Origin of the sequence: Pseudoalteromonas luteoviolacea, assembly GCF_001696455.1 — a bacterium.
Classification (GTDB): Bacteria; Pseudomonadota; Gammaproteobacteria; order Enterobacterales; family Alteromonadaceae; genus Pseudoalteromonas; species Pseudoalteromonas luteoviolacea_C.
This window is the reverse complement of record NZ_MAUJ01000001.1, coordinates 520,715-547,545: the sequence shown is the minus strand read 5'-3', so window position 1 is coordinate 547,545 and position 26,831 is coordinate 520,715. Positions and strand designations below refer to the sequence as shown.

Below are 26,831 nucleotides of genomic sequence, written 5' to 3'. Positions count from 1 at the left end.
AATCGATGATTTTCTGAAAAATGCTACTGGTATTGATTAAAACACGGTCGCAATGTTGAATCTTTATACAAAAAAAGAGAGTATTACTATTAAAGGAAAGTAACGATAACTAGGAATTATGAATGCCAAGTTCCTCCACAACTGAAAGCTCAGCTCTTAATTATGTTGGCCGAAAAAAAGAAAAAGAACAGTTCCATTCTTTTTTTGAACAATGCATAAATAGCAAACGTGGAGGGGCCATAATTATCAGTGGCGATTCGGGAACTGGAAAATCTGAATTTCTAAAGACTTCTTTGCATGAGGTTAATTTAAAGCAAGAAAATTTACTCAGTTTGTATATTGATATATCAAATGATGAATATAGAAGCTCAAAGTTATTTTCATCATTTTTGGAGTTGTCTTTACTTCCGTATGAATCCACACCCGCTTATCCAGTGCAGGTAAACTCTAACTACATATTTCACAAATTTAAAACTGAAGTACTCTCAAAAAACTCTAGCCGAGTTAACTTATTGAATAAACTAGCCAAAGTTCTGGGCGCTGCCATTTTAGCAAAAGGAGTTGTAGATTCAATTATTGAAGAGTCAGAACTAGATGAAGCTGAAGAATTTGAAAAGTATTTAAGTTGGATATCAAAAGATACGACAATTTGTGTAGCCATAGATAACTATCAATTTTTAAATTTAGAAACAAGAAATTTAATTGAAAGGGTTATATTTAGTTTTCCCGAAAGTATAGTTTTTATCGTTGTTGATAGAACAAATAATCGTATTTCTGAATTGGTACACCCAGTCAGGGTTTTCAATAAAAATAGAGAAAACATAGTTTTTGATTATTTAACCGAGAAAGAGACGTTTGCTCTCATCAGAGAAAATCTTTCATGTGACGTAACTAAGTTAGGAGAAATATCTTCAGATGTATTCATAAAAACCAAAGGTAATCTAAAAGAAATAGAGTACTGCCTGATTAAAGTAAAAAACTCGTTAAGAACAAATCAAGAGCTAGCAATTGAGTCATTTATTGCAACACTGGACAAGTTACCTGTTATACATAGAAAGTTCTTAACACTTGTTTCATTAATGGATGGTGGAATAAAAACAGAATTAGCCAAGAGTATTATATATAAAAGCCTAGGTGCTATTAGTTACAGTGATATCGATGAGAGCTTATTAGACTTACTCAATAATAAGTACTTGATGCTCAATACTTCTAGTCATGATAGGCTCAGGGCTGGACATGAGAGTGTTATATCTGCGATTAAAACGCTATCAGATAGCGACTTACTGGAAAGCGTGAGGTCATCTGCAATTGAAGTATTTGCAGCCTCTTTAACAAATAATCAAATAGAAGAAGAGCATGCATATTTACTTCATTGTATTGTAGGCCTTCAAAATTTTAATGAAATATCTTCTAACCTTGAGCCTTTAACTCAATTGATCGAAAGTCAACATAGACAAAATCAGTACCACTACATCTCTGCAATTGTCGAACCTTTATCCAAACTTATCGTCTGTTTAGGGGACGAAATTGTTAAACTCATACTAGATTCGATGCAAAAAAGTTCAGAGTTCTCAAAAGGGCTAGAAATCGTCAATACATTAAGCAAAGAATCATCTGAAAGAAAAGAGTACCTCCTTATATACAAGTACAAGTATTTAGTTCAGAAGTACCAATATGATGAAGCTAGCAATGTCGCTGAGCAACTACAAGAAGATGACTGGAAAACTCTATATAAACTCAATTTATTAATGGCTCAAAATAAAAGTGAAGAGGCAAGAATAGTTTTCGAGGAGCACAATTTTAGTAATGTACTCTCTGAAGCGGATTCAATCATATATAGAAATACAATTTTACTTTTTGAGAAAGGCAAAGCCTTGTCTAATATCAACAAAGCAAAGAAACGTTTGAAAGATGTATATTCACCATACTTAGAATCTACGATGCTCAATAATGAAGGATTAATTTACTTGCGGGATGGCAATGTGCAAGACGCTGCTCGCCTGTTTAGTAAGGCAGAAAGTTTGATGAAGGTAAGTCGATCAAGAGAAAGGTTTCAGTCTCTTCTTAACTTAGGTGTGACTTCTGCGTTAAGTAACAACTACAAAGCAGCAGTAGAATACACATACGAAAGCTATAATGAGGTGCCTAGCTCCCTACTTCTTGATAGAGTAAAAATAAAGAATAATCAAATAATATACCAATTTATAAGCAATAAAATTAAGCCATTTCAGGCCCTTGAACAGTACACTCAGCTGAAAGAGAGAGTAACCGGCATAGAGATGCCATATGTAATTGAAGCCTTAAATAGTAATATGGCTTCAATTAGAAATGGGTATACAGATAAAGCATATTTACTAGACTATTACTTGTATCAAAAAATAGATTTTAAGGAAGTCAGCCTTTACGTTATGACATCTATACACTGGAGATATTAAGCTTTGAAATTCCGCTGTAGTATTTGCTTATTAGCTTAAATACGATCTCTTTATGTGTATTTTTTTTACTTGCTATTGAATATAGAGCTTGCGCCAAGGATGAAATATCTTCTTTATCATAATCTAAAATTGTAATTGTACTGACCCCTATCCTGACACCAGAAGCCACCCAATGAGGATTTTCATCTCCGGGAACTTGGTTTCTATTTACTAATATACCAGCGTCTGTACAAGCGATTTCAAAATCTACACCAGTTAATTGAAAGTTCGAAAGATCTATCAGAATGATGTGCGCCTCGGGCGAGTCCCAAATTGTGTTAAAACCAAGCTCATTTAATTTTTGAGAGAGTAGTTTCGCATTTTTAATCAATTTACTAGCATAGGTATAAATACTATTTTTATCCCATAATGAAAAACACATTGCTTTCGCTAAAATAGCGGTCTGATTTGGTGAGCTTTGTAGTTTAGGAAAGATAGTTTTTTCAATATTTTTTTTATATTTACTATTAAAAACAATGACTCCACCTTTTGGCCCTCTTAAGTTTTTACTAGTATCAAGTGTAATGAAATCAGCGCAGTTAGACACGCTTTCGTGAATACCAGCCATAACAAACGGTGCGGTATGTGCAAGATCCGCATGAATTAGTGTATCAAAGTCGCCAGAAGCATCTTTTAGTTTCTTAAAATTAATTTCAAGGGGGTAGCTAGTGCTGCCTGCAGTAATAAGCTTTGGCTTTTCTCTAGCAATAAGTGAACGTACCTTTTTGTAATTGATTTTTCCGTTATCAACAGGAAAATCGATTACAGTTACTCCCTTTGGTAAAGAATAACGATGCGAAATATGCCCTCCATCTAAAATAGATAACGAAAGTACCTTATCTCCCTCTGATAATAGCGAATGATAAACTATTTGATTAGCCTGAGTTGCTGAGTGAGGATGGCTACTTATCCCACATTCATTATTTAGATTAAGAAGCTCGCGGAGCTTTTCACAAATCACTTGCTCTGCTGTATCTATTGATTGCGTGTCTGGGAATAAGCGACTGTCCAAGTGGCCTTCCACTCTGCAAGAAGTCGCTGGAAGGCTTTGTATATCACAGACTTCTTTGAACGGTAATGTAGAAGAGCCTATTAGGTTTATTCTGCCATTTATATGATCAGAGAGCTGTTCAATCGCTTTATTTATTTGGGAGAAACGCTCTCCATGATATTTCTTTAATAGATACATAATTCCTAGTTATCGTTACTTTTTATGCAATAAAACTCCTTATATTTGCTTTAGTTATCTTTTTTTGAAGCTCATTATCGTTAACATGCGTATAGAGTTGAGTCGTCAAAATGCTTTGATGTCCGAGCAATTTTTGAACATATCGAATATCAACACCCGACTCTAATAATTGACATGCCGAGGAGTGTCTGTACATGTGCGGAGTTATTCTATCTATACTTGCTTTTTCAGCTGTCTCTCTCAGTAGTTTACGAACAAAGTGCGGCGATGCTTGATTTCCTCGGCTATTCACGAGTAAAAATATGCTTTCGATTTCTAATTTGCTTCGCACGGAGGTGTAAGTATTAAGTAGTGTTAATATTTCTATACTTGGCAGAAATACAAAGCGTTCTCTTTGCCCTTTTCCAAGTACTTTCACCTTTCGTTCTTTTTGCATGATATGGTTCATCTCTATGCTTACTAATTCACTTACACGTACACCAGTCGCAAATAGTAATTCCAGCGATAGTACGCAAGTCAATTTGTTCAAATCTTTTGCTGAGTTAATTAAAGCACCAACACTTTGCAGCTCATAGCCCTGCCCTTTCGTCAAGCCAAGCTCTTCTCTTGCCGTCTTTAGCATCTTCCTTAGATTTTTTTTGGGAATATTGCGAGGCAATTGATTAGGGACTTTCAGCGTAGTATCAACTTTTAACATCGGGTTACTGGTAATGATTTCTTCTTGTTCTAGCCAACGAAACATAGACTTCAAACAAGCAACTCTTCTCTTAATACTTCGAATCCCCAGATCGGTTTGATGTAAATTAAACAAATAAAGCTTGAGGTGATGTTTATCTATATTTAAAACACTCTTCTCGTCCACCAGCGTCACAAAGGTATCTAAGTCTCGTTCATAAGCTCTTAACGTATGCGGCGATAACTTGCGAACATATTGACAATGTAAAAGGAAATGTCGACAGGCCTCTCGAACAACCATGAAAACTCCATAAAACTTAAAGGCTTACATATTCTCCCCTAAAAAGTGCATTAATAACAACAATAAACGTGTAAATGCAGCAATACTGTCTATTTAAGCTGATTTTTAACTTTAACCAACAAGGAACGGCTGAGTTACGGGCTAGGTAGATTTTATAAAGATTCGATAGAGGTATTTTTGCATTCCTACTGGCATGCATTTACCACCTATACAAATAGGCCTATTTGAAAAGCATAGCTAGTTTATTCAATTTTAATGGCTCCTCGATTTGTAGTATTTCAGCCAATAATTCAATAAATATGAGAGGCTAGCTATGAGGAAAAAACTGAAAACTGCATATGAACAAGAGATGGCCAATGCTAAATCTCTATATAGGCATAAACAATTTAAAGATTGCTTCTATCACCTAGAAAGGGCGCATATTCTCGGACAAAAGTTCACCTTTGCTCACATAAATAGCCACTGGTGGATGTTAAAGGTTGGGATTAAGACTAAAAGTATTGACGAAGTCATGGGCCAGTGTACACGTATTGTAGCAGCACTCATATTTTCAAGAATATGGGTGCCTAATGGGAATACAGGGGGAACAAATATCAATGCCTTCAAGTCTTTACCTATCCCTGATGACTTGCAAAAATATCTGGATAAATAAACTATTGTAGTAACTGTCTTCCCATAATCGTTCATTTTTGAGTGTAACAAGTCGCGAAGGCCCTCTTTATAAAGCCTTCGCTAGATGGTTTTACAACCTTTTTATTTACTTCGGTGCTTAAATGAAAAGCTTGCTTCTGGTTCAACGGCACCAGATTTGTCTCTTGGCGTTGTGTAAAAGCTCACATTGAGACGGTCACTTCGATTATCTAATTCAATATGCGCAAAACCCCATATGAAACTTTTTGCCCAAATCAAATCATACTCGCCATAGCGCTTTTCCTGCTGTTGTGCAAAAGGCGTATGCGTGCCACGCATCTTTGACGCCGCACCACTGATAATCAAGGGTAGTTTAGGTTTAGTATTGTTAGGTAATATGCGCGTACAATCATCAGTTAGTAGCTCCAAGTCATGCTCATGACCCGCAATATATGCATCCGCATACTGACATAATTCTGGAAGAATTAAGCGGCGTAATACATGTCCTTCGTCATATTTAGTTCCACCTATCGACCAAAGGATATGATGCCCATAGACAATTTTCCATTTCGCTTTTGAATTCTTCAAGCCGTCCGCCAACCATGCCATTTGCTTGTGGTCTTCACCATTGACTGGAGATTCATGCACCTCAATGTCTTCCACTTCCGCTTGGCCACTTGCTAATGCGGATGCAAGCCCCTGCTCGCTGCCATCTTTTTTGAGTGGTATCTCATAATAGTGCTGACCTGATAGCAGCATGTTGGTATCAAGCACAAAAAACTCGACATCGTTTCCGGCAGTCCCAATTGTGTAACTATAATAGCCGCGCTTGTCCATATGAAAATTAGGTTGCTTCGCCATCCACTCGGTTTGTAATTTCACACCTTTTCGAGAAGTTTTCCAATCGTGATTACCTAACGCGGAATACACCACAAGGTCTTTATTATTACGAAATAAAGGCTTTAAAGGCCCTAAGATGAGATCATCCATACGTTTTTGGTCATCTTTACCATCGTTTGCATCCGCACCATCTGGATAAATATTATCTCCTAATTGAATGCCAAATTGACATGACTTGCTTTCGCATAGTTTCGCCATCGCTTTGCCTACCGCAGCAGCGCCAGTATCTTCGGTTGCTACCTCTGTGCCTGGGTAAACGTAGATAGGCGCATGATTAAACTCCTCAATAGGCCTATTTTCTTCTAACCACTCTGCTTTCTCGGCTGCGATAAACTGCTTTTTATTTTTCGGCTTTTTTATATGTTTTTCTTTTGGGTAATCAGGGTGATATCCACCATCGCCAAAAGCAAGAAACGAAATAGTATCCGTCGCATAAACACTGCCAGTGCTCCCTATTAATAGAGCAGTCAAAAGTGCATGAGTCGTTTTTAATTTCATAGTGATTTGCTGCCAAGTTACCTCGGCAGCCCTGTTTTATTGCGTAGTTATAATTAGAAAGATGTGAAAGTCATACCAAACTCAAATGAGCGACCATAGCTTTCATATTGATAATTAAACCTTTTTTCACCGTGATAAACGTAAAAAGGCTCATCAGTTAAATTAACGGCATTGAAGTAGAGTTGAATCTGTTCGTTAAAGTAATATTTAATACTCAAGTCAACTTGGTTATGGGTATCTTGATAAACGCGAGCACCGTTCTCAGTCATGAGGTATGCCTTGCTTTTATAGCTAGTACTCAGTCGTGCACTGACTTTATTGCTTTCATAACCAAACATGATGTTTGCGACGGTGTCAGATTGATTCGGCAATGCCTCATCTGCATCAATGAAGGTTCCGTTGGCCGAAAACATTAAGCCGCTGTCAAAGTTTTTGGTATACGCAAGTTCAACCCCACTGAGCTCAGCTTCACCGCCATTGACGGATTGGATAACTTCCTTAAACCCATCCCAATTCCCATTATCTTGCACTTGCTCTTTGGCGATAAAGTTATCGATATTTTTATGGAAAACACCTGCGCTGATAATGCCAATTTTTCCTGGGTAATATTCAATTGAGAGGTCTATATTTTCCGATTCATATGGGTTGAGATCTGGGTTGCCCACTTCTCCTTTTCGTTCAACGGTAACGACATCATCTTCGACTGATGTTTCGTTTTCTAGTAACTGAAAAGCAGCCGCATCGCCAAAGCTTGGTCTGGCAATCGTTTGCGTATATGCAAAGCGGGTAATTAGGGAATCTGAGTGGGCATAGCGTAACGTTAAGTTTGGCAGAATATGATCGTAGTTTTTACTCACTTGCCAAGGTGTAATTGCGACCGTCTCACTGTCTTCAACGTCATTCTTAATGAGCTCCACTCGGCTGCCTGCGGTTTCATAGTCCGTATCTTCAAAGCGCAGCCCGGTAATAATATTTAAATTACCTACATCTATACTAAACATACCGTATAGCGCAGTCACCGTTTCTTGAGAAGTGTAACTCTTGCCTTTGCTTTCAATATCACTTTCAAGTGCGTTTACATCGAAACTCGCCCTATTGGCATTGAAAAATTCACGTATACCTTGGCGCGATAAACCAGGACCAAATTGCCCTATCTCATAACTTGGCTCATCCGAAGCAAATTGATGTGCCGTAACATCATCGAACCCACCATCGTACACGACTGTTTTTACGAGGTTGAGCTTTTCTCGGTCATTGTACTTCAGTCCCATTTTGATCTGGGCGTTATGACCTTTTAAAATGAAGTCGTTAGTTACATCGAGTTTAAAGCTGGTCGCTTCGTCCTCGCTTAGGTTATTTTCCCAAACCATTTCGTCCATCGCAAAATGAGTCAGGTCATGGGCATCATCAGAGCGCGATAAATCGGGCGTACTACCTAAACTCGCATAACCCAAAGTGAGCTCTTCACCTGCAAAGTCTACATCCAGGCGGTTAGGCTCTCTTTCGTCCGACTTAGAGTACCCTAAATTGTATTCCACAAACCAACTTTGTATTACGTGCTCACCACCAGCAACAACAGATAAAATACTTTGCTCTTCATAACGATCTTTAGTATCTCTGTCCATTTCAGCGTCTGTGAAGTAGGCTGATGAATCAGTAGATTGTGCGCTTAAATACTTGCCCTTGTCATACTTGTATTCGTTTCTTTGACGAAATTCATCATCTGAGAATTCGCTGTACAAAGTACGAAGATAATACTTGTTGAGACTGCCTTGATGTAAATCTAAGTTTAACGCTGCACCTAGCCTTTCGCGTGTTACTTGATAATGTCTTTGTTCAATCTCTTGCGCACCAAAAAATGAGGCATCTTCGCCTGTTTCGGCGCTTTCTTGTTCTAGCGCCATCCAACCACCATCGGTTTCCATGTTGTGAGAGCCAAACTCTCTCTCAAACCAAGAAACTGCTGTCGCAACCCCCAATTGGGTCTGGCCCGACATATCGAAAATATCACTAAAGCTTGCGGACAGTTTTGGACTTGTCTTGTCTACTTGCTCATTGTGCGACCCTTGCGCCGTAAAGCTATAGCTTTGCCCTTGCCTGTCAAACGCACTCAAGCTTTTAACATTTATACTACCGCCGATGGCGCTAGCATCCATATCAGGCGTAACTGTTTTACTCACCTCTAGGCTTTGAATGATTTCACTTGGGATAACATCCATTGCGACGCTTCGAATACCGGCTTCGGGTGAAGGGACATTTGCACCATTAATAGCAACGTTGTTTAACCCTGGGTCGATGCCACGGATCCCAACGAATCGACCCTCCCCTGATCTCGTTGAATAAACATACCGGGTAGACGCTGCAGTGCTTCTGCTGCATTTTGGTCTGGCAATTGCCCGATACTATCAGCGCTCACAATGGACATAATTCCATCGGCATTCTTTTGCCTATTAAACGCGCCTGCTTGCCCTGCACGCTGACCAACAACGATTATGTTATCTACTTCGCTGTCTATTGGCTTAAGTTGCACCGTTACATGCGTGGTTTGGTTCTCCTGAATAACCACCAGTTGCTCGTTAGATTGAGCGCCTATGTAGTTCACTCTTAATGTGTAGTTGCCTGCCGGTATTTTTGTAAAAACAAAGCTACCATCGCGATTCGAGTTTACATGCTTGTTAAGCTCAACAAGCGTAACTTGTGCCCCTTCGAAAAGTGCTTTGCTCTGTGTATCACCAATTTGCCCTTGCAGCGTGTTTGCTTGCACGCCAGTAGCAGCAAGTCCTAAAACTAATGCTACGGCTTTACAGGGCTTTGAAAAAGGTAACGGTAGTGTATGTTTCATATTTATCTCGCACAGATTGTGATGGCTGATTACCCTAAAAAAATCGGCAAAACCTTATCGATAAAATATGAATTATTTATTTCAGAAAACTTCCAAACACCTTGAAAGAACACGTTTTTTCTAGGTTTTTATAGTCAATTGAGCTATTTTTACCCCCATTTATTGGCCATATGCGCGCGTTCCTTCCTAATTTATTCAGATATTACGAATAACATTAAAAAAACTGTCAAAGTCGTGAGCTAAATTGACCCTGTAAAAGAAAATTGATTGAAATAACATAGAAAAACACAAACCAATTCGAACTCGCTAATGACTCCTTTAAAACGTATAAAACACTTAGAGCTTTGGCTACTGCTCACGTGTACGGTCGCAATCACAGTGTCCGTCGCCATCATTTTTGGTCAATGGAAACCTCGGGTGACAATAGAGACACTCGATGCTATAGGCGAAGGCGGTTTGGCCGTGATGTCTTTAATTTGGCTCGTGGCAACACTACTTAGCCGACCGGCTGGAAGGGTCACAACTGCGTTGTCATATGGGCTCATACTGATGCATGTTTCTCTACTTTTAGATTGTTTAGATGAGTTTTTAACTTTTGAACATATTCACCCGACCTTAAGTAGCCTCGAAGCATTTCCCGCTCTGCTTGGAATGATAGTCATGAGTTTTGCAATGTATTGGTGGTACCAAGAACAAACTTATTTAAACTTAACATTACTGAAAAAAGAGCGTCATTTCAGAGAACATACATTCACAGATTACGTTACTGGGCTATACAGCGCGCGTTACATGGAAAAGCAAATAAGTAACGAGATCAGCCTTTTAAATGACACGACAAGACATTTCTGTGTCGCAATGTTTGATCTCAATGCATATAACCAGTTTTGTTTTGAGTATGGTATTGCTAAAGGTGAAGAGCTACTACGAAATACAGGGCAATTGATCACCCTGCATATCCGAGGGTGTGACCTAACATGCAGATATGCGGGAGATAAATTTGTCGTGCTATTCCCAGCAACGCCCTATATAACAGCTCAAATAATCATAGATCGGGTTTGTGACGCGGCTAAGCGCAATTATCAATACGATGATGACCTTACAACAATCAATGCAATGACGCTCAGCGCGGCTTGTGTAGAGGTCTCGTCAGATACTGCAAGCACTAAAGTGTTTGATCAATTGATTTCACAGCTAAAACAAAAAAAGCAGGCTGCGTAGTGCCCTACATTGAAGTAAACCAGCAAAGGCAGCCCACAAATCAGTTATTGCTGCCATTAATAGAGCTGGTAAAACAGCGTGGACTTCACCCAGACAAAGCCCTCAAAGGCACAAAGTTGTTTTACGATGATTTAAAAAAACAAGGACACAGCTCCAGTTTTAAACATCTTATTCAAGTACTGCAAAACATAACACATCATCACCTTGGGCAAGATGTTAGCTTTGTGCTTGGACAGCATATGTTGCACAATATTTCAGCGCAATACGCACCTTATCTCTTTCATTGTACCAATTTAAAATCTTTGCTCGTTACATGTAACCAATTACAAAATTGCTTATTTCCTTATTTCAATGCGCGCATGTTTAGGAAAAGCCAGACCCTTCATTTTGTATTGAACCCCGCAATTAGTGAAATACCCGCTTTTGCGAATAAGTTTTTATTAGAGGTATGGCTTAGTATGGTGTGTGGTTTTTTAAAATGGCGCTTACCAGACACATCCATCGCTTTTCAGTTGCCTTTTCCCGAGCCTGAATATGCGGAACAATATCGCGCATTTTGTCATCAACCACTTTCTTTTTCTCAGCACTTCGCCGGCTTTGTAGTACAGAGAACAATGATGAACTCACTGCAAACTGGGGCAATCGAAGCATTAAAAGCACCGCTTTGCCAACTGCAAGTCTTGCCACAACCTGGGTTTTTGGCACACATTGAAAACTATTTAATCGCTCACCCGAAAGCCTCACAAGACGACTTAGCAAACTACTTAAACATCAGTACTGCAACGCTCAAAAGAAAGTTAGCACTCCATAACAGTCAGTTTGGATACGTAAAAGACCGCTTATTAAGTCAAAAGGCCGTATTTTGCATTCAAGAGCAAGGTTATTCCAACGCTCAAGTGGCTAGATTGCTGCACTTTAATGATTTGCCAAACTTTAGGAGGACATTCAAGCGTTGGCTTGGCATTACCCCTTCTGAATTGAGAAAAGTTTAATCCGTTAACCCTTGAGCCAGCAAGCTTGAGATTCCAAATGGATATGTTTCACGTTATCTATCGCAAAATCGTCATCTAAGCTACTTATGGCAATTGACATCCAATCAGAATATTCTTTGCTGCCAAGCCAAAACAAGCTTGACCCACACTTTTGACAAAACTGCCTGTTAATGTCACTTGAAGAGTTAAAGGAAGCAATCAGGCTTTCTCCCTCATCAATCAATATCTGTGCTTTCGGTACACTGCCAAAGACGGCAAAGGCTGACCCATGGTGTTTTTGACACATGCGGCAATGACACGCCGTTACCGCCTTAGGCTCACATAAAAGCGTGAATTTAATTGCCGAGCAGAGGCAACTTCCTGTTATCACGTTTCGATACTCCCAAGTAAGAAAACTAAAATGTAACTATTAAGTTACTAATTATAAATAGGTTAACTTAAAACAGAGCCGAAAAGCCAGAGCTAGCCCCTTTCAGTTGGTCGATAAACAATCAAATTGGAATGTAATTTGCTGTTATAAAAGCGACTCAACATCATATTAAGGATTAGTAATGATTAACTCAGTGGGAATTAACAGTTATTACCAAGTCACATCTACAAGTCATCAAGCAAACAAGGCTAGTCAGGCTCAATCACAGCAAAGTATTGCGGAAGTTAACAAAGCGCCTTCTATGCCCGACAGGCAGTTTGATTTCACAAACATGACGCTTAAGGAGCAATCAGAAGCCGCGCAAACACTCTATGATCAGGGCGTGCTCAGCATGGGGGAGATGGCTTTTATGACAGGCCGATATGGATTAATAGAGCATGACGGGCAATTGGGCGGCACAACACTTGCTCAAGCTCAAAGCGAAAAATTTAATGTCATTTCGAAAATGAAAGATGATTTGGCAACGGTTAAGCAACAAGGCGTTGCGACAGATGATGTTGTTAAAAATTATGAAACGATGATCAGAAAGCTCGAGGTATATCAATTTGGATTAAATACGAGTGCCTAACGATAAGCACTCGTATGACAATGTTTACCTAGCGAATATATAATCGGTCATCTTCTTTGTTGTAAGGGAAGTTGATTGAAGTCGCCTGATAAGTTGAAGTGCCACTGGTAAAATTGGTTTGCGTATTATGCCAGTAATTTATGTAGCCAATTAACACATTGCTCGCATTTTTAATAGGGTCTGAAAGCGCCAAAGACAGTGTTGAACCATTGACTTGAAAACGTCGAGAAGACGGAGTTGCGTAGCCGTATTCAACAGTGACCGCGTAAAATTCACCACCGTGATCTTCATTGGTCGAGAATGAAGATGGATTTACATAGTCCCATTGAGGATACAAAGCCGATAAAACGCCACGGATTTCTAAATAAGTTAATTTTGGTGCAGGCGCCATTGGAACAATTTCGCCTTTGCTCTGCAAAGAATCTAAATACAACTGATAGTTTTCGTGCGTACTGATAACTTCCTTTTTAAGTGCTTCTGTATACTCTACAAACGCAGGGTCATGAACCAAAGTATCCAACTTTGGTAACTCACTTGCCATAACAGAAAACGTGCTAAAAATAGAAAGTCCCATTATTAATTTTTTCATTTTGTAACGTCCTTTTGTTTTAGTTAAATTAGATACTGCACATTTATCCTATGAGAAATAATTACCCAATTACAAATAATTTATTACCCAAATCAAGAACGCACTCGATGATTTTATCGCCAATGTGTTTACAGGCTGTTAGAAAAAAACAACTACTAATTAAACTCTTCAGTTTTTTAAAAGCAAATAATTTGATTATGCAGCAGGTTAATCTAAAGATTATTGCAATATTATGACTTGGCTTTTTTGAGCCCACTTAGATCGAGTGAAACTACGAAAACAAAATCAAACACGTATAGTGGTAAGGCTCTTACTGACAACAAATTAAAATTGACAAAATAGCAGCGTAAAACTTAGCGTTCTATAAAAACCGACTTAGATTCAACGCAACAATCTAAGTGAGACTAAAGTCTAGTGCGTGTTTGTATAGAAAAAGCACCTCTGAATCCTAAAACCTCAAACGTACAAAGAGTCAATCAACCATTAACTGCCAATGGCTCTTTTCTATATATCTTCGTTAGCGTGGTAACTGTGTATTTGATAGTGGAAATAGGCATTAAAAGCTGAACACACAAACTGATCTGCCAACATAATCCAATTTCATATTTGCTATCTAGCTGACTTAAAGATGCCTCATACAGGCTATAAATGGCAGTGTCTTAATTGAACTGAGGGCATGTGTGTTGTTGGTAAGTAATCAATAAAAAAAGCCGCGGCGTACAGCACACGGCTTTAACAACCAGAATTGGTTACAGAGCTTGCTCAAGCTCAGGTAATACGTCAAATAAATCAGCAACTAAGCCATAATCTGCCACCTGGAAAATAGGCGCTTCAGGGTCTTTGTTAATAGCCACAATGATTTTTGAATCTTTCATGCCTGCTAGGTGTTGAATTGCACCACTAATGCCGACCGCAATATATAGGTCAGGCGCAACGATTTTACCTGTCTGGCCTACTTGCATATCATTTGGTACAAACCCAGCATCTACCGCAGCACGAGATGCACCGATCGCTGCGCCCAGTTTATCTGCTACGCCGTTCAACAATGCGAAGTTTTCACCGTTTTGCATACCACGTCCACCAGAAATAATTACTGGCGCAGCTGTAAGCTCTGGACGCTCTGATTCAGTCTGCTCGACACCGACAAAGCTGCTCAGCGTGTTTGCATTGTCATTAGATAGAGATTCAACCGCAACAGGGGCTTGTTCAGCTGCCGCGTCAAAAGCACTAGCACGCACAGTAATCACTTTTTGAGATTCGAGTGATTTAACCGTTGCAATTGCGTTACCGGCATAAATTGGACGCTTGAACGTATCAGCATCGATAACATCAACGATCTCTGAGATCTGGGACTTATCTAAAAGCGCGGCAACACGAGGTAGAATATTTTTACCTGTCGTAGAAGCACTCGCGAGAATATGACTATAACCCCCTGCGATCTCTACGATTAAATCCGCTGTGCTCTCTGCTAATTGATGTTCAAAGCTTGCGTTATCAGCGAGTTTTACAACATTTACGCCAGCTATACTGGCTACTGAATCCGCTGCACCTGCTACGTTATGCCCTGCTACAAGGACATCCACTTGTGAACCAATTTTTACCGCAGCGCTAACTACTTTCGCAGTCTCAGGCTTTAATACACCATTTTCATGTTCTGCAATTACTAATACGCTCATGAGATCACCTTCGCTTCAGTCTTAAGTTTAGTTACAAGCTCTTCAACACTCTCTACAATCACGCCAGCTTCACGTTTAGCTGGCTCTTCAACTTTGACTAGTTCTACTCGAGGAGCGAGATCAACACCAAGCGTATCCGCTGCTATCACATCAAGAGGCTTGCGTTTCGCTTTCATGATGTTTGGCAACGTTGCATAACGAGGTTCATTTAAACGCAGGTCTGTTGTAACAATCGCTGGAAGTGGCAATGAAACAGTTTGTAGACCACCATCCACTTCACGGGTTACAACTGCATTTTCACCTTCAATCACTAGTTTTGAAGCAAATGTACCTTGACCACGTTTTGTTAGTGCACCTAACATTTGGCCCGTTTGGTTGTTATCTGCATCAATGGACTGTTTACCTAGGATAACCAGTTCTGGGTTTTCTTGTTCAACCAACTTTGCAAGAAGTTTTGCAACATGAAGAGATTCGAGTTTAGCGTCAGTCTCGATATGGATTGCCTTGTCAGCACCAAGAGCAAGTGCAGTACGAAGCTGTTCTTGGCAAGCTTTATCGCCAATTGACACTGCAATGACTTCAGTTGCACTGCCCGCTTCTTTTAATCTAATAGCTTCTTCTACTGCAATTTCGCAAAACGGGTTCATAGCCATTTTTACATTCGTAAGATCAACATCGCTGTTATCGGCCTTGACTCTCGCTTTGACGTTGTAGTCAATCACGCGTTTGATTGGTACAAGTACTTTCATGGTTACTCCATCATCTGGTTATTTGTGTAGCTGACGCGTACGTCAATAAAACAATTTAATGAAACCAGCCTACTTCCTGTTGACGTAAACGTCAACCTAAAATAACCTTAGCTTAACGTAAAAAAAACTTAACTCGAGTTTAAGTTAATCTACCGTCAATGTATACGAGGTAAAAATGGTCGAACGTGAAACCATGGAATTTGATGTCGTTATAGTGGGAGCGGGGCCTGCGGGCCTATCTTGTGCTATTCGACTTGCCCAACAAGCACAGCAAAAAGAACAAGAATTGATGATCTGTGTAGTAGAAAAAGGCTCAGAAGTAGGCGCTCATATTTTGTCGGGCGCAGTATTTGAAACCAAAGCATTAGACGAATTAATCCCTGATTGGGCCGAAAAAGGCGCGCCAGTCTCCACCAAAGTTACACACGACGACATCTACCTGTTCAAAGATGAACAAAACGCAACAAATTTACCACACATGGTTGTACCAAAAACCTTTAAAAATGAAGGTAATTACATTGTGTCTATGGGTAATGTCTGTCGTTGGTTGGCCGAACAAGCTGAGCAACTGGGGGTTGAGATCTTTCCGGGGTTCAGTGCGCACTCACTAATTATTGAAGAAAATGAAGTAAAGGGCATCATTACAGGCGATATGGGCTTAGACAGAGAAGGCCAGCCTAAAGACACTTATATGCCCGGAATGGAACTCAGAGCAAAATATACCGTTTTTGCTGAAGGTTGCAGGGGCCACCTTGGTAAACAGCTTATTAGCGAATTCGAATTAGACAAAGAAGCTTCGCCTCAGCACTATGGCATCGGTTTCAAAGAAATTTGGCAAATTGACCCAGAAAAGCATAAAGAAGGTACGGTCGTACACGGCACTGGCTGGCCACTAGACAGCGAAACCCATGGCGGTTCGTTTATGTATCACGCTGAAAATAATCAGGTTGTCGTGGGTCTTATTATCGACTTGAACTACAAGAACCCATATTTAAGCCCATTTGATGAATTCCAGCGAATGAAACACCACCCTGTATTCAAAGCGACACTTGAGGGCGGTGAACGTGTAGCTTATGGCGCTAGAGCGATAGCAAAAGGTGGCTTACATGCCCTGCCAAAAATGCATTTTCCTGGTGGCCTGCTCATTGGGTGTGATGCCGGTACACTGAACTTTGCGAAAATCAAAGGTAACCACACCGCAATGAAGTCAGGGATAATTGGCGCTGACACCATCATTGAAGCCCTAGCGAGCGAAGACGCATCGGCTGAACTAAAAGGTTTTGACGAAAAATTCAAAGCCAGTTGGTTACATGAGGAGCTTTATCAATCTCGTAACTTTGGCCCGGCGATGCACAAACTAGGTCGCTACTTAGGCGGTGCATACAACATGATTGATCAAAATTTCTTCTCAGGCTCACTGCCTTTCACGATCAAAGATATCAGCAAAGATTATGAGTCTCTCAGACTGGCGAAAGATTCAACCGAAATTAACTACCCCAAACCTGATGGCAAGTTGAGTTTCGACAAGTTATCTTCGGTGTTCTTGTCCAACACTAACCATGAGGAAGTGCAACCTTGCCACCTTCAACTCAAAGATGTGACTATCCCAATTAATGTTAATTTAGAAAAGTTTGCCGAGCCTGCACAGCGTTACTGCCCAGCTGGCGTATATGAAGTGAATGAAAGTGAAGAAGGCGAAAAGCAATTTGTCATTAATGCACAAAACTGTATTCACTGTAAGACCTGCGACATTAAAGATCCGAGTCAAAACATCACTTGGGTAACGCCTGAAGGGGCTGGCGGTCCTAATTACCCCAACATGTAATACCAACCAATTATTACTATTTCTCAAATTGCGAGGGGCGAAATGCCCCTTTTTTTCTATACTTAGACCATATTCAGCAACAATTGAGGCGTGTATGGCCAATCAATCAGAAGTCATTTTTAGATTCTTAGCAGAACCAACCGATGTAAACTTTGGCGGAAAAGTGCATGGGGGCGTGGTGATGAAATGGATAGATCAGGCCGGATATGCTTGTGCGGCTGGCTGGAGTGGCGCTTATTGCGTCACGGTATCAGTTGCGGGGGTACGCTTTCATCGCCCTATTCTAGTCGGTCAAATTGTTGAGGTATCAGCAAAAATTGCACATACCGGAAAAACCAGTATGCAAATATTTATTCAAGTGCGTTGTGGGGATCCACAAAATCAACACATGGTCGAAACTAATCACTGTATTATTAGTTTTATCGCGATGGATCAAGCTGGCTACCCAATTCCAGTGCCCAAATTTATTGCAGAAAATACAGAACAAAAAGCACTAGAACAATATGCAATTAAAATGAAAGACATCGCCATTCAAACAGAGTCCCTGCTGCAAGCTACCCTTGATCAAGATGATTGATAAACAACCGACCCCCTGTTTGATTGATTCATTCCCAAGTGGGCGATAAAGAAAGTACTGTCGCCCAACTTTTTCACAGGTGGTTATTGGGTTCGCGTGTGTACAAGTTCAGAAATCTCTGAAAGGGACTTTATATGATAAAGCGTTTTCCCCCGACCTTTTTGCTCAAGAGACTGCAAAAACGCATCATTCCAAAAAGCCCGTGAGCGGCTTAAAAACTGATAGGATTGTATTGTTCCTTTTAATACAGAGCTTCCTTCTGGCCAGCCTTCTGGTTTTTGATAAACGCTTTTAATCAAGCGCTTTGTCACCAACCAGTAGCTTGTTCGATACGGTAAATCAATGTAAATTAGCGTGTCGGCCAGCGTTAGTCTTTGGTTAAACGCGCTAAGCGGTCCCAGTCCATCAATGATCCACCTATCAGAGCATAACAAACGCTCATGAGCATCATCAAAATGGCTCCTTTCAACTGCCATCCCATTGGCTTTAAAAGCCATCGAGTCTATCTGATGTAACGGTAGCGCCAGCTTGTTTGCCAGATGCTTGCTCAATGTTGACTTACCGCCGCCAGGTTTACCGAATACCATTACTTTTTTCATGCTACCTCCTTGATTAAATAGTCCCTAAAGGCAGACATAAAAAAACCGCCTACTAGGGCGGGTTTATTATCTACGCACAGCGTATTCCCACCATTCCTAAGGAATGATGATGATAATTCGATGCGTAGAGTTGAATCTCATTCTGTTCATAATTTCATCTTGTCTTCAAAGTTCATTTAAGTCAAGTTCTACGCGTATTAAGGTCCTAAGCGAGGGACTTTTCCATAAGTATCAACTTACTGCCCTCGTGTACTGCTTCGTCAAATTGCCTATAGCCAAGCTTTGTATAAATATGGATACCACGGGTGTTTTTCTCAAATACATCCAGCCATACATGCTGACGTTTAAGGTTTTCCACACAGTATGCCTCCATTAACGCAATCGCTTTTTGGCCAATCCCTTTGCCTTGGTCAGAGATAACAATACGCCTGAACTCCACACTGTTCTCTTGGTCAATTGCCAGAATTATGAAGCCTGCCAACTTTTGCTCGGCATATATTGATAAATAGATGATATGCGCATTGGACATGGCTTCTAAATGTGCTTCTTTGGCATATGGAATGATGTGTGCCAAAGTGCTACTTTGTTGTTCCATGGCAATAAAAGCGTCCACATCTTGAGGGGAAGATTGCAGTAATTCGATCATGTATCACACTTCCTTACAAGGCTGCTAATCTCTAACAGCCGTGACTGTCACTTCAATTAATACATCCCCTTCTAAGTTCACTCCTAAGCAGGCTCGTTGCGGCCAATGTTCTGGGTTTGGTCCTAACCAAGATTTCCATACATCATCCATAATCGGCTTGTCAGACATATTAGCAATATACACCTGCGCCGAAACGATTTTGCTTTTGTCCGAACCAAGTTCAAGCAGATTATCTTGAATTGTATTTAAGGTATGCTGCGTTTGCTGTGCCATATCCACTTGCGTGTCAAAAGAGGTGGCGACTGTCCAAACGAGGTCTTTGTACGCAGAAGATTTATTGCGGCCCTCGTATAGCCCGCGCTTTCTTTCAATCATCATACTGCTCCTTGATCATTGAGTTGCTTATAAAGTAACTGCTGAAATTGAGAAAAGGGGCGTATGCCCCTCGTTTAAAAAATCATACTACTTGCGTACAGCAATTGCTTCAATTTCAATATTTACATCTTTTGGCAAGCGTGCAACCTCAACACAAGAGCGCGCAGGGTAGTTAGCAACATTATGCTCGTCAAAGAACTGGCCATATACCTCGTTTACCGTACCAAAATCATTGAGATCTTTTACAAACACGGTAAGTTTAACGATGTCGCCAACGGTTAAGCCTGAAGACTCTACCACGGCTTTTACATTTTCAAGAGACTGTCTCGCTTGATCTGCGATTGCTTCAGGCACTTCACCGGTGGATGGGTTTACTGGGATTTGACCAGAAGTCAAAACCATATTGCCTAAATCTACACCTTGTACGTAAGGACCGATTGCCGCTGGTGCTGACTCTGTATGTAAAACTTTCGTCATGATAATTTCCGTTTCTGGTTAATGAAATAAAAGTGTGCTTATAGTCACCGCGTTGGTAAACTTTTTCAAGTGTTTAGGACTGATGAAAGGAATTAATTTTGGTCGTCAGTTTAGGCAAGCTTAACGACCAAATCAGACAAGGATTCTGGTGTAAAGGGCTTTGATATATATGCATTAACGCCAAGCTGGCTCATTTGTTGCACTTTTTCAGGGGAAGTGTCGCCTGTTAGCATGATGATTTTAATATGGCTATACGCAGGTTCGAGTTTCATTTTTTTTATCAACTCAACACCGTTAACTTTGGGCATATTCCAATCAGTCACAATCAGGTCATAGTGCTCACCCGATAGTGCACTCAGCGCTTCTTCCCCATTGGATGCCTGTGTCAATTCTCTGAAGCCACGTTCTTGCAAACTTTCACTAATCAGTTCGCGCATAAAATAAGTGTCATCAACGATTAAAATCCGCATGTCCTTCCCTTTATACTGCAAGTTGTTTACCCAACAATGATTTATGCTAGTCATACCCTGCTACAATTGCAAAGTTCACGGTGTATTTTCAACTGGATAATACAGGTTTTGACGCAAAACCCCCTCTTAAATCACAATTAAATGATGCATATATCACGCCAAATGGCCCAATCCAAACTCACTCAAGCTTTTCAGTTTAAAGTCCGATAGATCAAATTTTTGATGATCGTACTCATCAATATGCGGCACAGCGAGTGTACGCATATTGGCTGCTTTTGCAGCTAAAACGCCAGTACCGGAGTCTTCTATAGCCAAGCACTGCGATGGGCACACATTTAGCGCTCTGGCGGTCGATAAGTAAATCGCTGGATGCGGCTTTCCTTCCAGCTCATTGTCTGATGAACAGCAAGCAGAAAAGTATTTAGCAATGCCTAATTTGCCTAATACAATAGGGATTAACTGTTCGGGGGCATTGGTTGCGAGACCAATTTTAATCTGATTTTTGTCAAGTAATGAAAGTGTGTTATGCACACCATCAAGAGCAACACCGTGCTTTGCAATCAAGTCTCCTACACGAACTACCACCCTATTCGCTACATCTTGAATGCTCGGCCCTTGCCAAGGGTTGTGGCTGTACCAAAACGCAGAAGCTTCAATGGTGGTCATTGATGCACTTTGTTGTGCGAGTTGCTCTGTAACATTAACACCTAACCCGCTGAATACCTCTTTTTCGGCTTCTTTCCACATAGGCTCTGAGTCAATCAAAGTGCCATCCATATCAAAAATTACGGCATCAATCATAAATCACCTAGCTTATGCACCACTTCAAACTCTTCACACACTAGGGGCATTTTTTTATCAGGTGTATAGTCAGTATCCGCCAGTTCGCGGTGATAATAGTCCCAATGAACGCGCTGCCAATATTCTAAACTTCTATCACCCTCCCCCTCTAAAAGTGCATAAGCGGCATCTATGTTATTAAATGGGGCAACTTTAACGCTGACGGTCTTTATGATACAGCTTGCGACGCCATTCCAATCGGTAACCACGTTTAGATCCCCCACCTGAGGTAAGGCAAGTTCATTCGCTTGATACCACCAAAGTGACGGTGTTGTCGCTTTCTTGATACCCGCCAACACCAGAGATAAACACTCGTTTGCATCTTTTTCATTGTCACAAAAATGCCAACTGTCTAAGTATTGAACAGGTTGGTTAATTCTATCAAAATAGTCCGCACATATTTTTCGCACTGACGGGTGATTGGGTACATCTACCAAAATCTCTGTTCCTTTTGAAGCCATTTTGAATTAAAGAGATGATAGAGTTTGTGTGCCGTGTAAGTAAACAGCAAAGTTACTTTTTGCTGTTTACTTCAAATGTTAGGCAAGGTGCAAAGCAAGCTCTCGAGTTTTTGCAAAAGCGCCATCTAAAGAGTTTTGATGCCTGAGATCAGCAAATTCTTGATATTCTGAAGCAACCTCATAGACCTGCTCGCATCCCAAATACTTAGACAGGGTACGAATGTGTGGTGCTAAATGGTTCATACTCTCTCTGATACCACCCGGTTCAAAGCCAAACTCACCACACGATGTTAAAAGTACAAGGGTCTTTCCGGACAAAATCGGTGCCAAAGGAAAATCCCCCCGGGCAAGGTCAAAGCTAAAAGTTTCGTTGACTCTCACTATCTGATCAAACCAGGCTTTTAGCTGAGCCGGCATACCATAGTTATACATAGGGGTAGCGATCACCACAATGTCAGCTCGTTTTAATTCATCTATTAGCTTATCTGATATAGCCAGTTTTTTATTTTGGGCATCAGTACGTTTTTCCTTAGGTGTAAATACCGCACCCAGCCAATCTTGATCTGTAAATGGTGGCGGGTTAGCGCCAACATCCCTATAAATGTAGCTTTCTATGGATGTGTTTTCTTTGAGTGTTTTTACAAAGCTATGCGCCAGTCTTTTGGAAATTGAGTCATGGTTTGGATTGTCATTTTCGCGTTTGCGAATACTGGCATCTATTTGAAGTATTTGAGTCATCTTTAATCTCTCTTAACAGTGTATTGCGAGACCAATTGTGCGTTTTCCCCCTTGAACAGACAAATGAATAGACTGATCTTATAAATCACTTTTACTCATGTATAATACAGCACCAACGAGAAAAGGGGTTAAGATGGGAAAAGTATCTATGCAAGCGCTGAGAGTATTTGATGTCGCGGCGCGTCACTGTAGCTTTAAACTTGCGGCACAAGAGCTGAACATCAGCGCCACCGCGGTCTCTCATCACATCAGCAATCTTGAATCTCAATTAGATACCGTCTTATTTACACGCAAGACACGAGAAGTATCCCTGACGGATGCAGGTGCATTTCTGGCAAAAGCGACCTTATCGGGTTTCAGCACAATTGAAAGCGCAATAAGCGCCTTGGAAACTCAAGCCCAGAAATTAAAAATACAAACTACCTCATCATTTGCAGCACAGTTTTTGATCCCTCAGCTTCGCACCCTGACAAGTAATTACCCCGATTTAGAAGTAGAGATCGCAACCGGCGAACAACTAAACCATGACCCTCAAGCCATCTCTATTCGCTTTGGTGAAGTTCATAAGGTTGCGCAAAGCGCACAGCTTTCACTTGAATTATTTAACGTCTATGGAACAGCAGAAAACCTCAAAAAATGCGCCACTCAAGAAAACACGAAAGTATATATCCCTAAATGGAAGAGCCCTCTCTTACCAGCGCCGCCTTGGCAGCAATGGCTGCAGAGCAATGAGATGGATCACCGAGCGTTTGAAGTGGTGCACTTTGATCAAGAGTCATACTGCATTGATGAGGCCATAGCAGGCTCAGGATTAGCATTTTGCTCTACGACACTCGTTAAGCACCATTTGGCGAATAAGGTACTAATTCAGTCTGGTTTTTGTGCTCAACCATCACAGCTTGGGTATTATATCGTCAGCACTTCGGCTTCAAACACTCAAAAACAAACACAGTTTATTGCTTGGCTTAAAGCCCTTTTCAATTAAAAAACGGAAGTATATCGCGGTGCAGATAAACACCGATTAATCATCTTTAATTTGTTTATTTACTCATCATTTTTTGATTTCAATACTGGAAAGTCAGCGACATAATGCCCACAATGGTGGTCTCACGTGATGCTGCTCTTAGTATGCATATTTGCTTAGAACGACTTACTACAAACGGGAATTTTATGTACGAATCATTTAACCCAACTCCTCGTACCCTCATGGGTCCGGGCCCTTCGAACGTATCGCCTCGTGTATTAGGTGCCCTTGCAAGACCCACGGTCGGGCATTTGGACCCGCAATTTATAGGACTCATGGATGAAATAAAACAGCTCTTGCAATATGCGTTTTGTACAAAGAACGAGTTTACAATTGCGCTCTCAGCTCCTGGTTCAGCCGGGATGGAAGCCTGCATCGTTAACCTAATTGAGCCAAATGACAAAGTCATCGTATGTATTAATGGCGTATTTGGCAGCCGATTAAAGGAAAACGTAGAACGTGTCGGTGCGCAGCCTATTGTTGTTGAAGACAAATGGGGCGACCCTGTGTCTGTAGAGAAAGTATCCGACGCACTCTCTGCTCACCCAGATGCAAAAGCCCTCGCATTTGTTCATGCAGAAACCTCCACGGGGGCGCGCAGCGATGCAAAATCTCTTTGTCAACTGGCACAGCAATACGATGTATTGACGATAGTAGATGCCGTGACATCATTAGGCGGAAACGAGTTAAGAGTCGATGACTGGGGTATCGATGCAATATATTCCGGCTCTCAAAAGTGCTTATCTTGCGTTCCGGGTATTTCTCCTGTGAGCTTTAGTGACAAAGCTGTTAACGTATTAAAGCAACGAACAAAAAAAGTACCAAGCTGGTTTTTAGATCAGTCGCTTGTAATGGATTATTGGTCTGGTGAAGGCAAGCGCAGCTATCACCACACAGCCCCAATTAACTCGCTTTATGCCCTGCATGAATCATTATTAATGCTTAAGCAAGAAGGTTTAGAACAAGCCTGGCAAAGACATTCTCAACTGCATAAATCACTACATAAAGGCCTAACAGAGCTTGGCATTGATTTTTTAGTTGATGAAAATTATCGTCTACCTCAATTAAACTCCGTCATTATTCCAGAAGGCGTCGATGATACCCACGTGCGCGCAACGCTTCTAAATAAGTATAACCTTGAGATTGGTGCGGGGCTTGGTCAACTCGCTGGTAAAACATGGAGAATCGGCCTTATGGGCACCACTGCACAAGCACAAAACATCGCATTGTTACTTGCTGCATTGGAAGATGTACTAGGTTAAAGACACGTACATTAGGTGTGATATTCCTTCACACCTAATCGGGTTACTACCTAAGGGCAAGATAGCGGGGCAAGCTAGCGACGAGCATATATAACACCAGCAAAATGTAACATTATCAACCACCATAGTAGGGTGATAAGTTGCAAATGAATAGCTAACATTTTGGCATAGAAACGGCCATCACTCTCAGCCACATCGGATACTTGTACACCGAACAAATGGATCACCACATCTGCGTTTACTGCCATGCCTAAACCTGTCAAAACTAAGCCTGTCAGAATAAGGTAAAAACACGCATGAATAGTTTGTACAAACCATTTGTGACACTCTCCTTGAATGGGTTGTCTTTTAAGCTTGGCTATAAACAGCTTTTCCCAAATGAATCGTAAAATGATTAATGTAAACACACCCATAGCCATGAGAGCATGTGTTTGGATTGCATCCTGACGATGAAGAATTTGGCCTTTTATTTGATAATTAATGGTGTGGATTTGGGCTCCCATATTCATCAAAATAAACAATATTAAAAATGCGGCAAACCAGTGCAGTGAACGATCGACAATATAGTGTTTATTAGCCATTAAATACTCCTTTATTTTATCATTGCTAAAGCTATATAGTAGCGTTCAAAAGTAAACTTTCAAATAATTCTGAAAAAACAAAAAAGGCAGCCAATTATGCCGCCCTTGGTGCTAACTAGAATTTTGACTAGATTTCATGGGTGCAATCGTGCAGCTTAACCCAAACTTCGGTATCTTCCTCTGGTGAAGCTTGAGTCCACCATTTAGCTTGATAAATGGCATCTTTATAAGTCACCAAGCTGTCGCTCACATAGGTTTCACCAAGTTGCCAATCAGGCGACTGACACTTAGGTGTAAGTGCACCAAAAAACCCGGTAATGCTATTGAGCTTTAAATTGGACGCTGTGCCATAGTCGACACCTTCTGCAACCGATACTGCGCCACCAAGCGCAGTTATATGCCAGTTGAATCTGATGTTTGCCGAGTCGACGCTGCCATGTACTTCGATATTTGACACCAAAGTGGCATCATAAGGCCAGAGCCCATAATCGCGCATTTGCCCTTGAAAACCACCTATCCAGTTGCTTACCAGTTGGGCGTTGTTGATCGCATAACCTGCAGAGCTTGGATCTTGATATACGAAACCCGGATTAGTTGCCTTTTCTAACATACTGACTCGTTCGCTCTCGTCCAAAACATTCCAGGCACTCATATACGTAACGACATTTTGTTTTAATATTTTTACTTCGCTTTCAGTTAACGGCTGTGCGGCACTGTTTGCACTAGCAAAACTTAAACTGGTTAATAAAATTGCTGCTTGAATAGATTTCATAATGACTCCTAGTCCGTGTTGTTATCGTGCCTCCAGTCTCCTAACTACTTGGGTAAAAATATTCCACCTTGATAAAAGAGGATTTTTTTGAATTAATATCGATACCAATCAAATAATTAGCCAGTGTCCATTTAACTAAATTGACATTGTTATTAGTAAATTCGAATAAAACGAGCTAAGAGTAACTTTATTTATGTGGATTGAACTACAAAGGGAGTTTTATTTAGTTTGCTGTGTGCTGACTCTATTTTGCGCAGGTCTCATGTTTAAATATGAGCGAAGCTTTAATGAAAGCGCTCACTATCTCAGTCTCGCAAATCTTGCTCTAATGCTCATTCCGCTTATTAGCTATGTGCAATTAAAGTTTTACATAAACGCGCCACTCATATCGCAAATCGCAAATTGCTGCATTTTACTATTCTGCGCATTCACTTACTTATTCTATTGCAGTTC

General features: G+C 40.7%; 26 protein-coding genes and 1 pseudogene. 9 read left to right on the top strand and 18 right to left on the bottom strand.

All coding sequences use genetic code 11. The annotated features are described in order from the left end of the window. Positions 1-122: 122 nt before the first annotated feature. Positions 123-2,435, top strand: a complete 2,313-nt coding sequence (locus A7985_RS02365) for a tetratricopeptide repeat protein (protein ID WP_065788825.1) — start codon at positions 123-125, stop codon at positions 2,433-2,435. On the opposite strand, the gene A7985_RS02360 is transcribed toward A7985_RS02365, so the two are convergent. Continuing rightward, positions 2,416-3,663: a beta-eliminating lyase-related protein gene (locus A7985_RS02360; protein WP_065788824.1), complete on the bottom strand. Its 1,248-nt coding sequence runs from the start codon at positions 3,661-3,663 to the stop codon at positions 2,416-2,418. The genes A7985_RS02365 and A7985_RS02360 overlap by 20 nt on opposite strands. Before the next feature lie 22 nt (positions 3,664-3,685). Then, on the bottom strand, positions 3,686-4,639 hold the full coding sequence (locus A7985_RS02355) for a tyrosine-type recombinase/integrase (RefSeq protein WP_065788823.1): 954 nt from the start codon (positions 4,637-4,639) through the stop codon (positions 3,686-3,688). A gap of 313 nt (positions 4,640-4,952) precedes the next feature. On the opposite strand from A7985_RS02355, the gene A7985_RS02350 reads away from it, so the two are divergent. Further along, on the top strand, positions 4,953-5,291 hold the full coding sequence (locus A7985_RS02350; protein ID WP_065788822.1) for a DUF3703 domain-containing protein: 339 nt from the start codon (positions 4,953-4,955) through the stop codon (positions 5,289-5,291). A 101-nt stretch (positions 5,292-5,392) separates the two neighbouring features. Here the strand turns inward: A7985_RS02350 and A7985_RS02345 are convergent, their stop codons facing one another. Further along, a complete protein-coding gene (locus A7985_RS02345; protein WP_065788821.1) occupies positions 5,393-6,667 on the bottom strand; it encodes a metallophosphoesterase in 1,275 nt (424 codons plus the stop codon). A 53-nt stretch (positions 6,668-6,720) separates the two neighbouring features. Then, a pseudogene (locus A7985_RS02340) lies at positions 6,721-9,509 on the bottom strand (TonB-dependent receptor). A 309-nt stretch (positions 9,510-9,818) separates the two neighbouring features. On the opposite strand from A7985_RS02340, the gene A7985_RS02335 reads away from it, so the two are divergent. Continuing rightward, a complete protein-coding gene (locus tag A7985_RS02335) occupies positions 9,819-10,727 on the top strand; it encodes a GGDEF domain-containing protein (RefSeq protein ID WP_065788820.1) in 909 nt (302 codons plus the stop codon). Next, positions 10,727-11,719, top strand: a complete 993-nt coding sequence (locus tag A7985_RS02330) for a helix-turn-helix transcriptional regulator (RefSeq protein WP_065788819.1) — start codon at positions 10,727-10,729, stop codon at positions 11,717-11,719. The genes A7985_RS02335 and A7985_RS02330 overlap by 1 nt, the downstream gene beginning before the upstream one ends. A gap of 4 nt (positions 11,720-11,723) precedes the next feature. Here A7985_RS02330 and A7985_RS02325 read toward each other — a convergent pair whose 3' ends face one another. After that, complete coding sequence (locus A7985_RS02325) at positions 11,724-12,089, bottom strand: GFA family protein (RefSeq protein ID WP_065788818.1); 366 nt, start codon at positions 12,087-12,089, stop codon at positions 11,724-11,726. Positions 12,090-12,270: 181 nt separating this feature from the next. On the opposite strand from A7985_RS02325, the gene A7985_RS02320 reads away from it, so the two are divergent. Beyond that, positions 12,271-12,717, top strand: coding sequence for a hypothetical protein (locus A7985_RS02320; RefSeq protein WP_065788817.1), 447 nt, complete (start codon positions 12,271-12,273; stop codon positions 12,715-12,717). Between the two features lie 28 nt (positions 12,718-12,745). On the opposite strand, the gene A7985_RS02315 is transcribed toward A7985_RS02320, so the two are convergent. The 3 genes from A7985_RS02315 to A7985_RS02305 form a co-directional block, all read right to left on the bottom strand. After that, a complete protein-coding gene (locus A7985_RS02315; RefSeq protein WP_065788816.1) occupies positions 12,746-13,306 on the bottom strand; it encodes a DUF4879 domain-containing protein in 561 nt (186 codons plus the stop codon). Positions 13,307-14,055: 749 nt separating this feature from the next. After that, on the bottom strand, positions 14,056-14,982 hold the full coding sequence (locus tag A7985_RS02310) for an electron transfer flavoprotein subunit alpha/FixB family protein (protein ID WP_065788815.1): 927 nt from the start codon (positions 14,980-14,982) through the stop codon (positions 14,056-14,058). After that, a complete protein-coding gene (locus A7985_RS02305; RefSeq protein WP_065788814.1) occupies positions 14,979-15,731 on the bottom strand; it encodes an electron transfer flavoprotein subunit beta/FixA family protein in 753 nt (250 codons plus the stop codon). The genes A7985_RS02310 and A7985_RS02305 overlap by 4 nt, the downstream gene beginning before the upstream one ends. Before the next feature lie 175 nt (positions 15,732-15,906). Between A7985_RS02305 and A7985_RS02300 the strand changes: the two genes are divergently transcribed. Then, positions 15,907-17,556, top strand: coding sequence for an electron transfer flavoprotein-ubiquinone oxidoreductase (locus A7985_RS02300; RefSeq protein ID WP_065788813.1), 1,650 nt, complete (start codon positions 15,907-15,909; stop codon positions 17,554-17,556). 94 nt (positions 17,557-17,650) lie between these two features. Beyond that, positions 17,651-18,133 (top strand): acyl-CoA thioesterase, encoded by a 483-nt coding sequence (locus A7985_RS02295; protein WP_065788812.1) that lies wholly within the window; start codon positions 17,651-17,653, stop codon positions 18,131-18,133. 83 nt (positions 18,134-18,216) lie between these two features. On the opposite strand, the gene A7985_RS02290 is transcribed toward A7985_RS02295, so the two are convergent. The 8 genes from A7985_RS02290 to A7985_RS02255 all read right to left on the bottom strand — a co-directional run bounded on the left by A7985_RS02290 (position 18,217) and on the right by A7985_RS02255 (position 22,739). Continuing rightward, positions 18,217-18,732 carry an adenylate kinase gene (locus A7985_RS02290; protein ID WP_065788811.1) on the bottom strand — a complete coding sequence of 172 codons (516 nt, stop codon included), beginning with the start codon at positions 18,730-18,732 and terminating at the stop codon, positions 18,217-18,219. A gap of 205 nt (positions 18,733-18,937) precedes the next feature. Beyond that, positions 18,938-19,378: a GNAT family N-acetyltransferase gene (locus tag A7985_RS02285; RefSeq protein ID WP_065788810.1), complete on the bottom strand. Its 441-nt coding sequence runs from the start codon at positions 19,376-19,378 to the stop codon at positions 18,938-18,940. Between the two features lie 24 nt (positions 19,379-19,402). Further along, entirely contained in the window at positions 19,403-19,756 is a 354-nt protein-coding gene (locus tag A7985_RS02280; RefSeq protein ID WP_247684660.1) for a RidA family protein, read from the bottom strand. Positions 19,757-19,840: 84 nt separating this feature from the next. Then, positions 19,841-20,230 (bottom strand): RidA family protein, encoded by a 390-nt coding sequence (locus A7985_RS02275; protein WP_065788808.1) that lies wholly within the window; start codon positions 20,228-20,230, stop codon positions 19,841-19,843. 110 nt (positions 20,231-20,340) lie between these two features. Further along, a complete protein-coding gene (locus A7985_RS02270) occupies positions 20,341-20,700 on the bottom strand; it encodes a response regulator (RefSeq protein WP_065788807.1) in 360 nt (119 codons plus the stop codon). A 153-nt stretch (positions 20,701-20,853) separates the two neighbouring features. After that, the gene (gene hxpB / locus A7985_RS02265; protein ID WP_065788806.1) at positions 20,854-21,501 is read right to left on the bottom strand and encodes a hexitol phosphatase HxpB; all 648 of its coding nucleotides are present in this window, start codon (positions 21,499-21,501) and stop codon (positions 20,854-20,856) included. Continuing rightward, positions 21,498-21,977 carry an ASCH domain-containing protein gene (locus A7985_RS02260; RefSeq protein ID WP_218061275.1) on the bottom strand — a complete coding sequence of 160 codons (480 nt, stop codon included), beginning with the start codon at positions 21,975-21,977 and terminating at the stop codon, positions 21,498-21,500. The genes hxpB and A7985_RS02260 overlap by 4 nt, the downstream gene beginning before the upstream one ends. 102 nt (positions 21,978-22,079) lie before the next feature. Continuing rightward, a complete protein-coding gene (locus A7985_RS02255; protein ID WP_065788804.1) occupies positions 22,080-22,739 on the bottom strand; it encodes an FMN-dependent NADH-azoreductase in 660 nt (219 codons plus the stop codon). Positions 22,740-22,872: 133 nt separating this feature from the next. Here A7985_RS02255 and A7985_RS02250 point away from each other — a divergent pair, with 133 nt between their 5' ends. Both A7985_RS02250 and A7985_RS02245 read left to right on the top strand, forming a co-directional pair. Next, the gene (locus A7985_RS02250; RefSeq protein ID WP_065788803.1) at positions 22,873-23,724 is read left to right on the top strand and encodes a LysR family transcriptional regulator; all 852 of its coding nucleotides are present in this window, start codon (positions 22,873-22,875) and stop codon (positions 23,722-23,724) included. 185 nt (positions 23,725-23,909) lie between these two features. After that, positions 23,910-25,025: a pyridoxal-phosphate-dependent aminotransferase family protein gene (locus A7985_RS02245; RefSeq protein WP_081310393.1), complete on the top strand. Its 1,116-nt coding sequence runs from the start codon at positions 23,910-23,912 to the stop codon at positions 25,023-25,025. A gap of 74 nt (positions 25,026-25,099) precedes the next feature. Here A7985_RS02245 and A7985_RS02240 read toward each other — a convergent pair whose 3' ends face one another. Together A7985_RS02240 and A7985_RS02235 are read right to left on the bottom strand one after the other, a co-directional pair. Beyond that, a complete protein-coding gene (locus A7985_RS02240; protein WP_065788802.1) occupies positions 25,100-25,606 on the bottom strand; it encodes a cytochrome b/b6 domain-containing protein in 507 nt (168 codons plus the stop codon). Between the two features lie 127 nt (positions 25,607-25,733). Further along, positions 25,734-26,378, bottom strand: coding sequence for a hypothetical protein (locus tag A7985_RS02235; protein WP_065788801.1), 645 nt, complete (start codon positions 26,376-26,378; stop codon positions 25,734-25,736). Positions 26,379-26,831 lie beyond the last annotated feature (453 nt).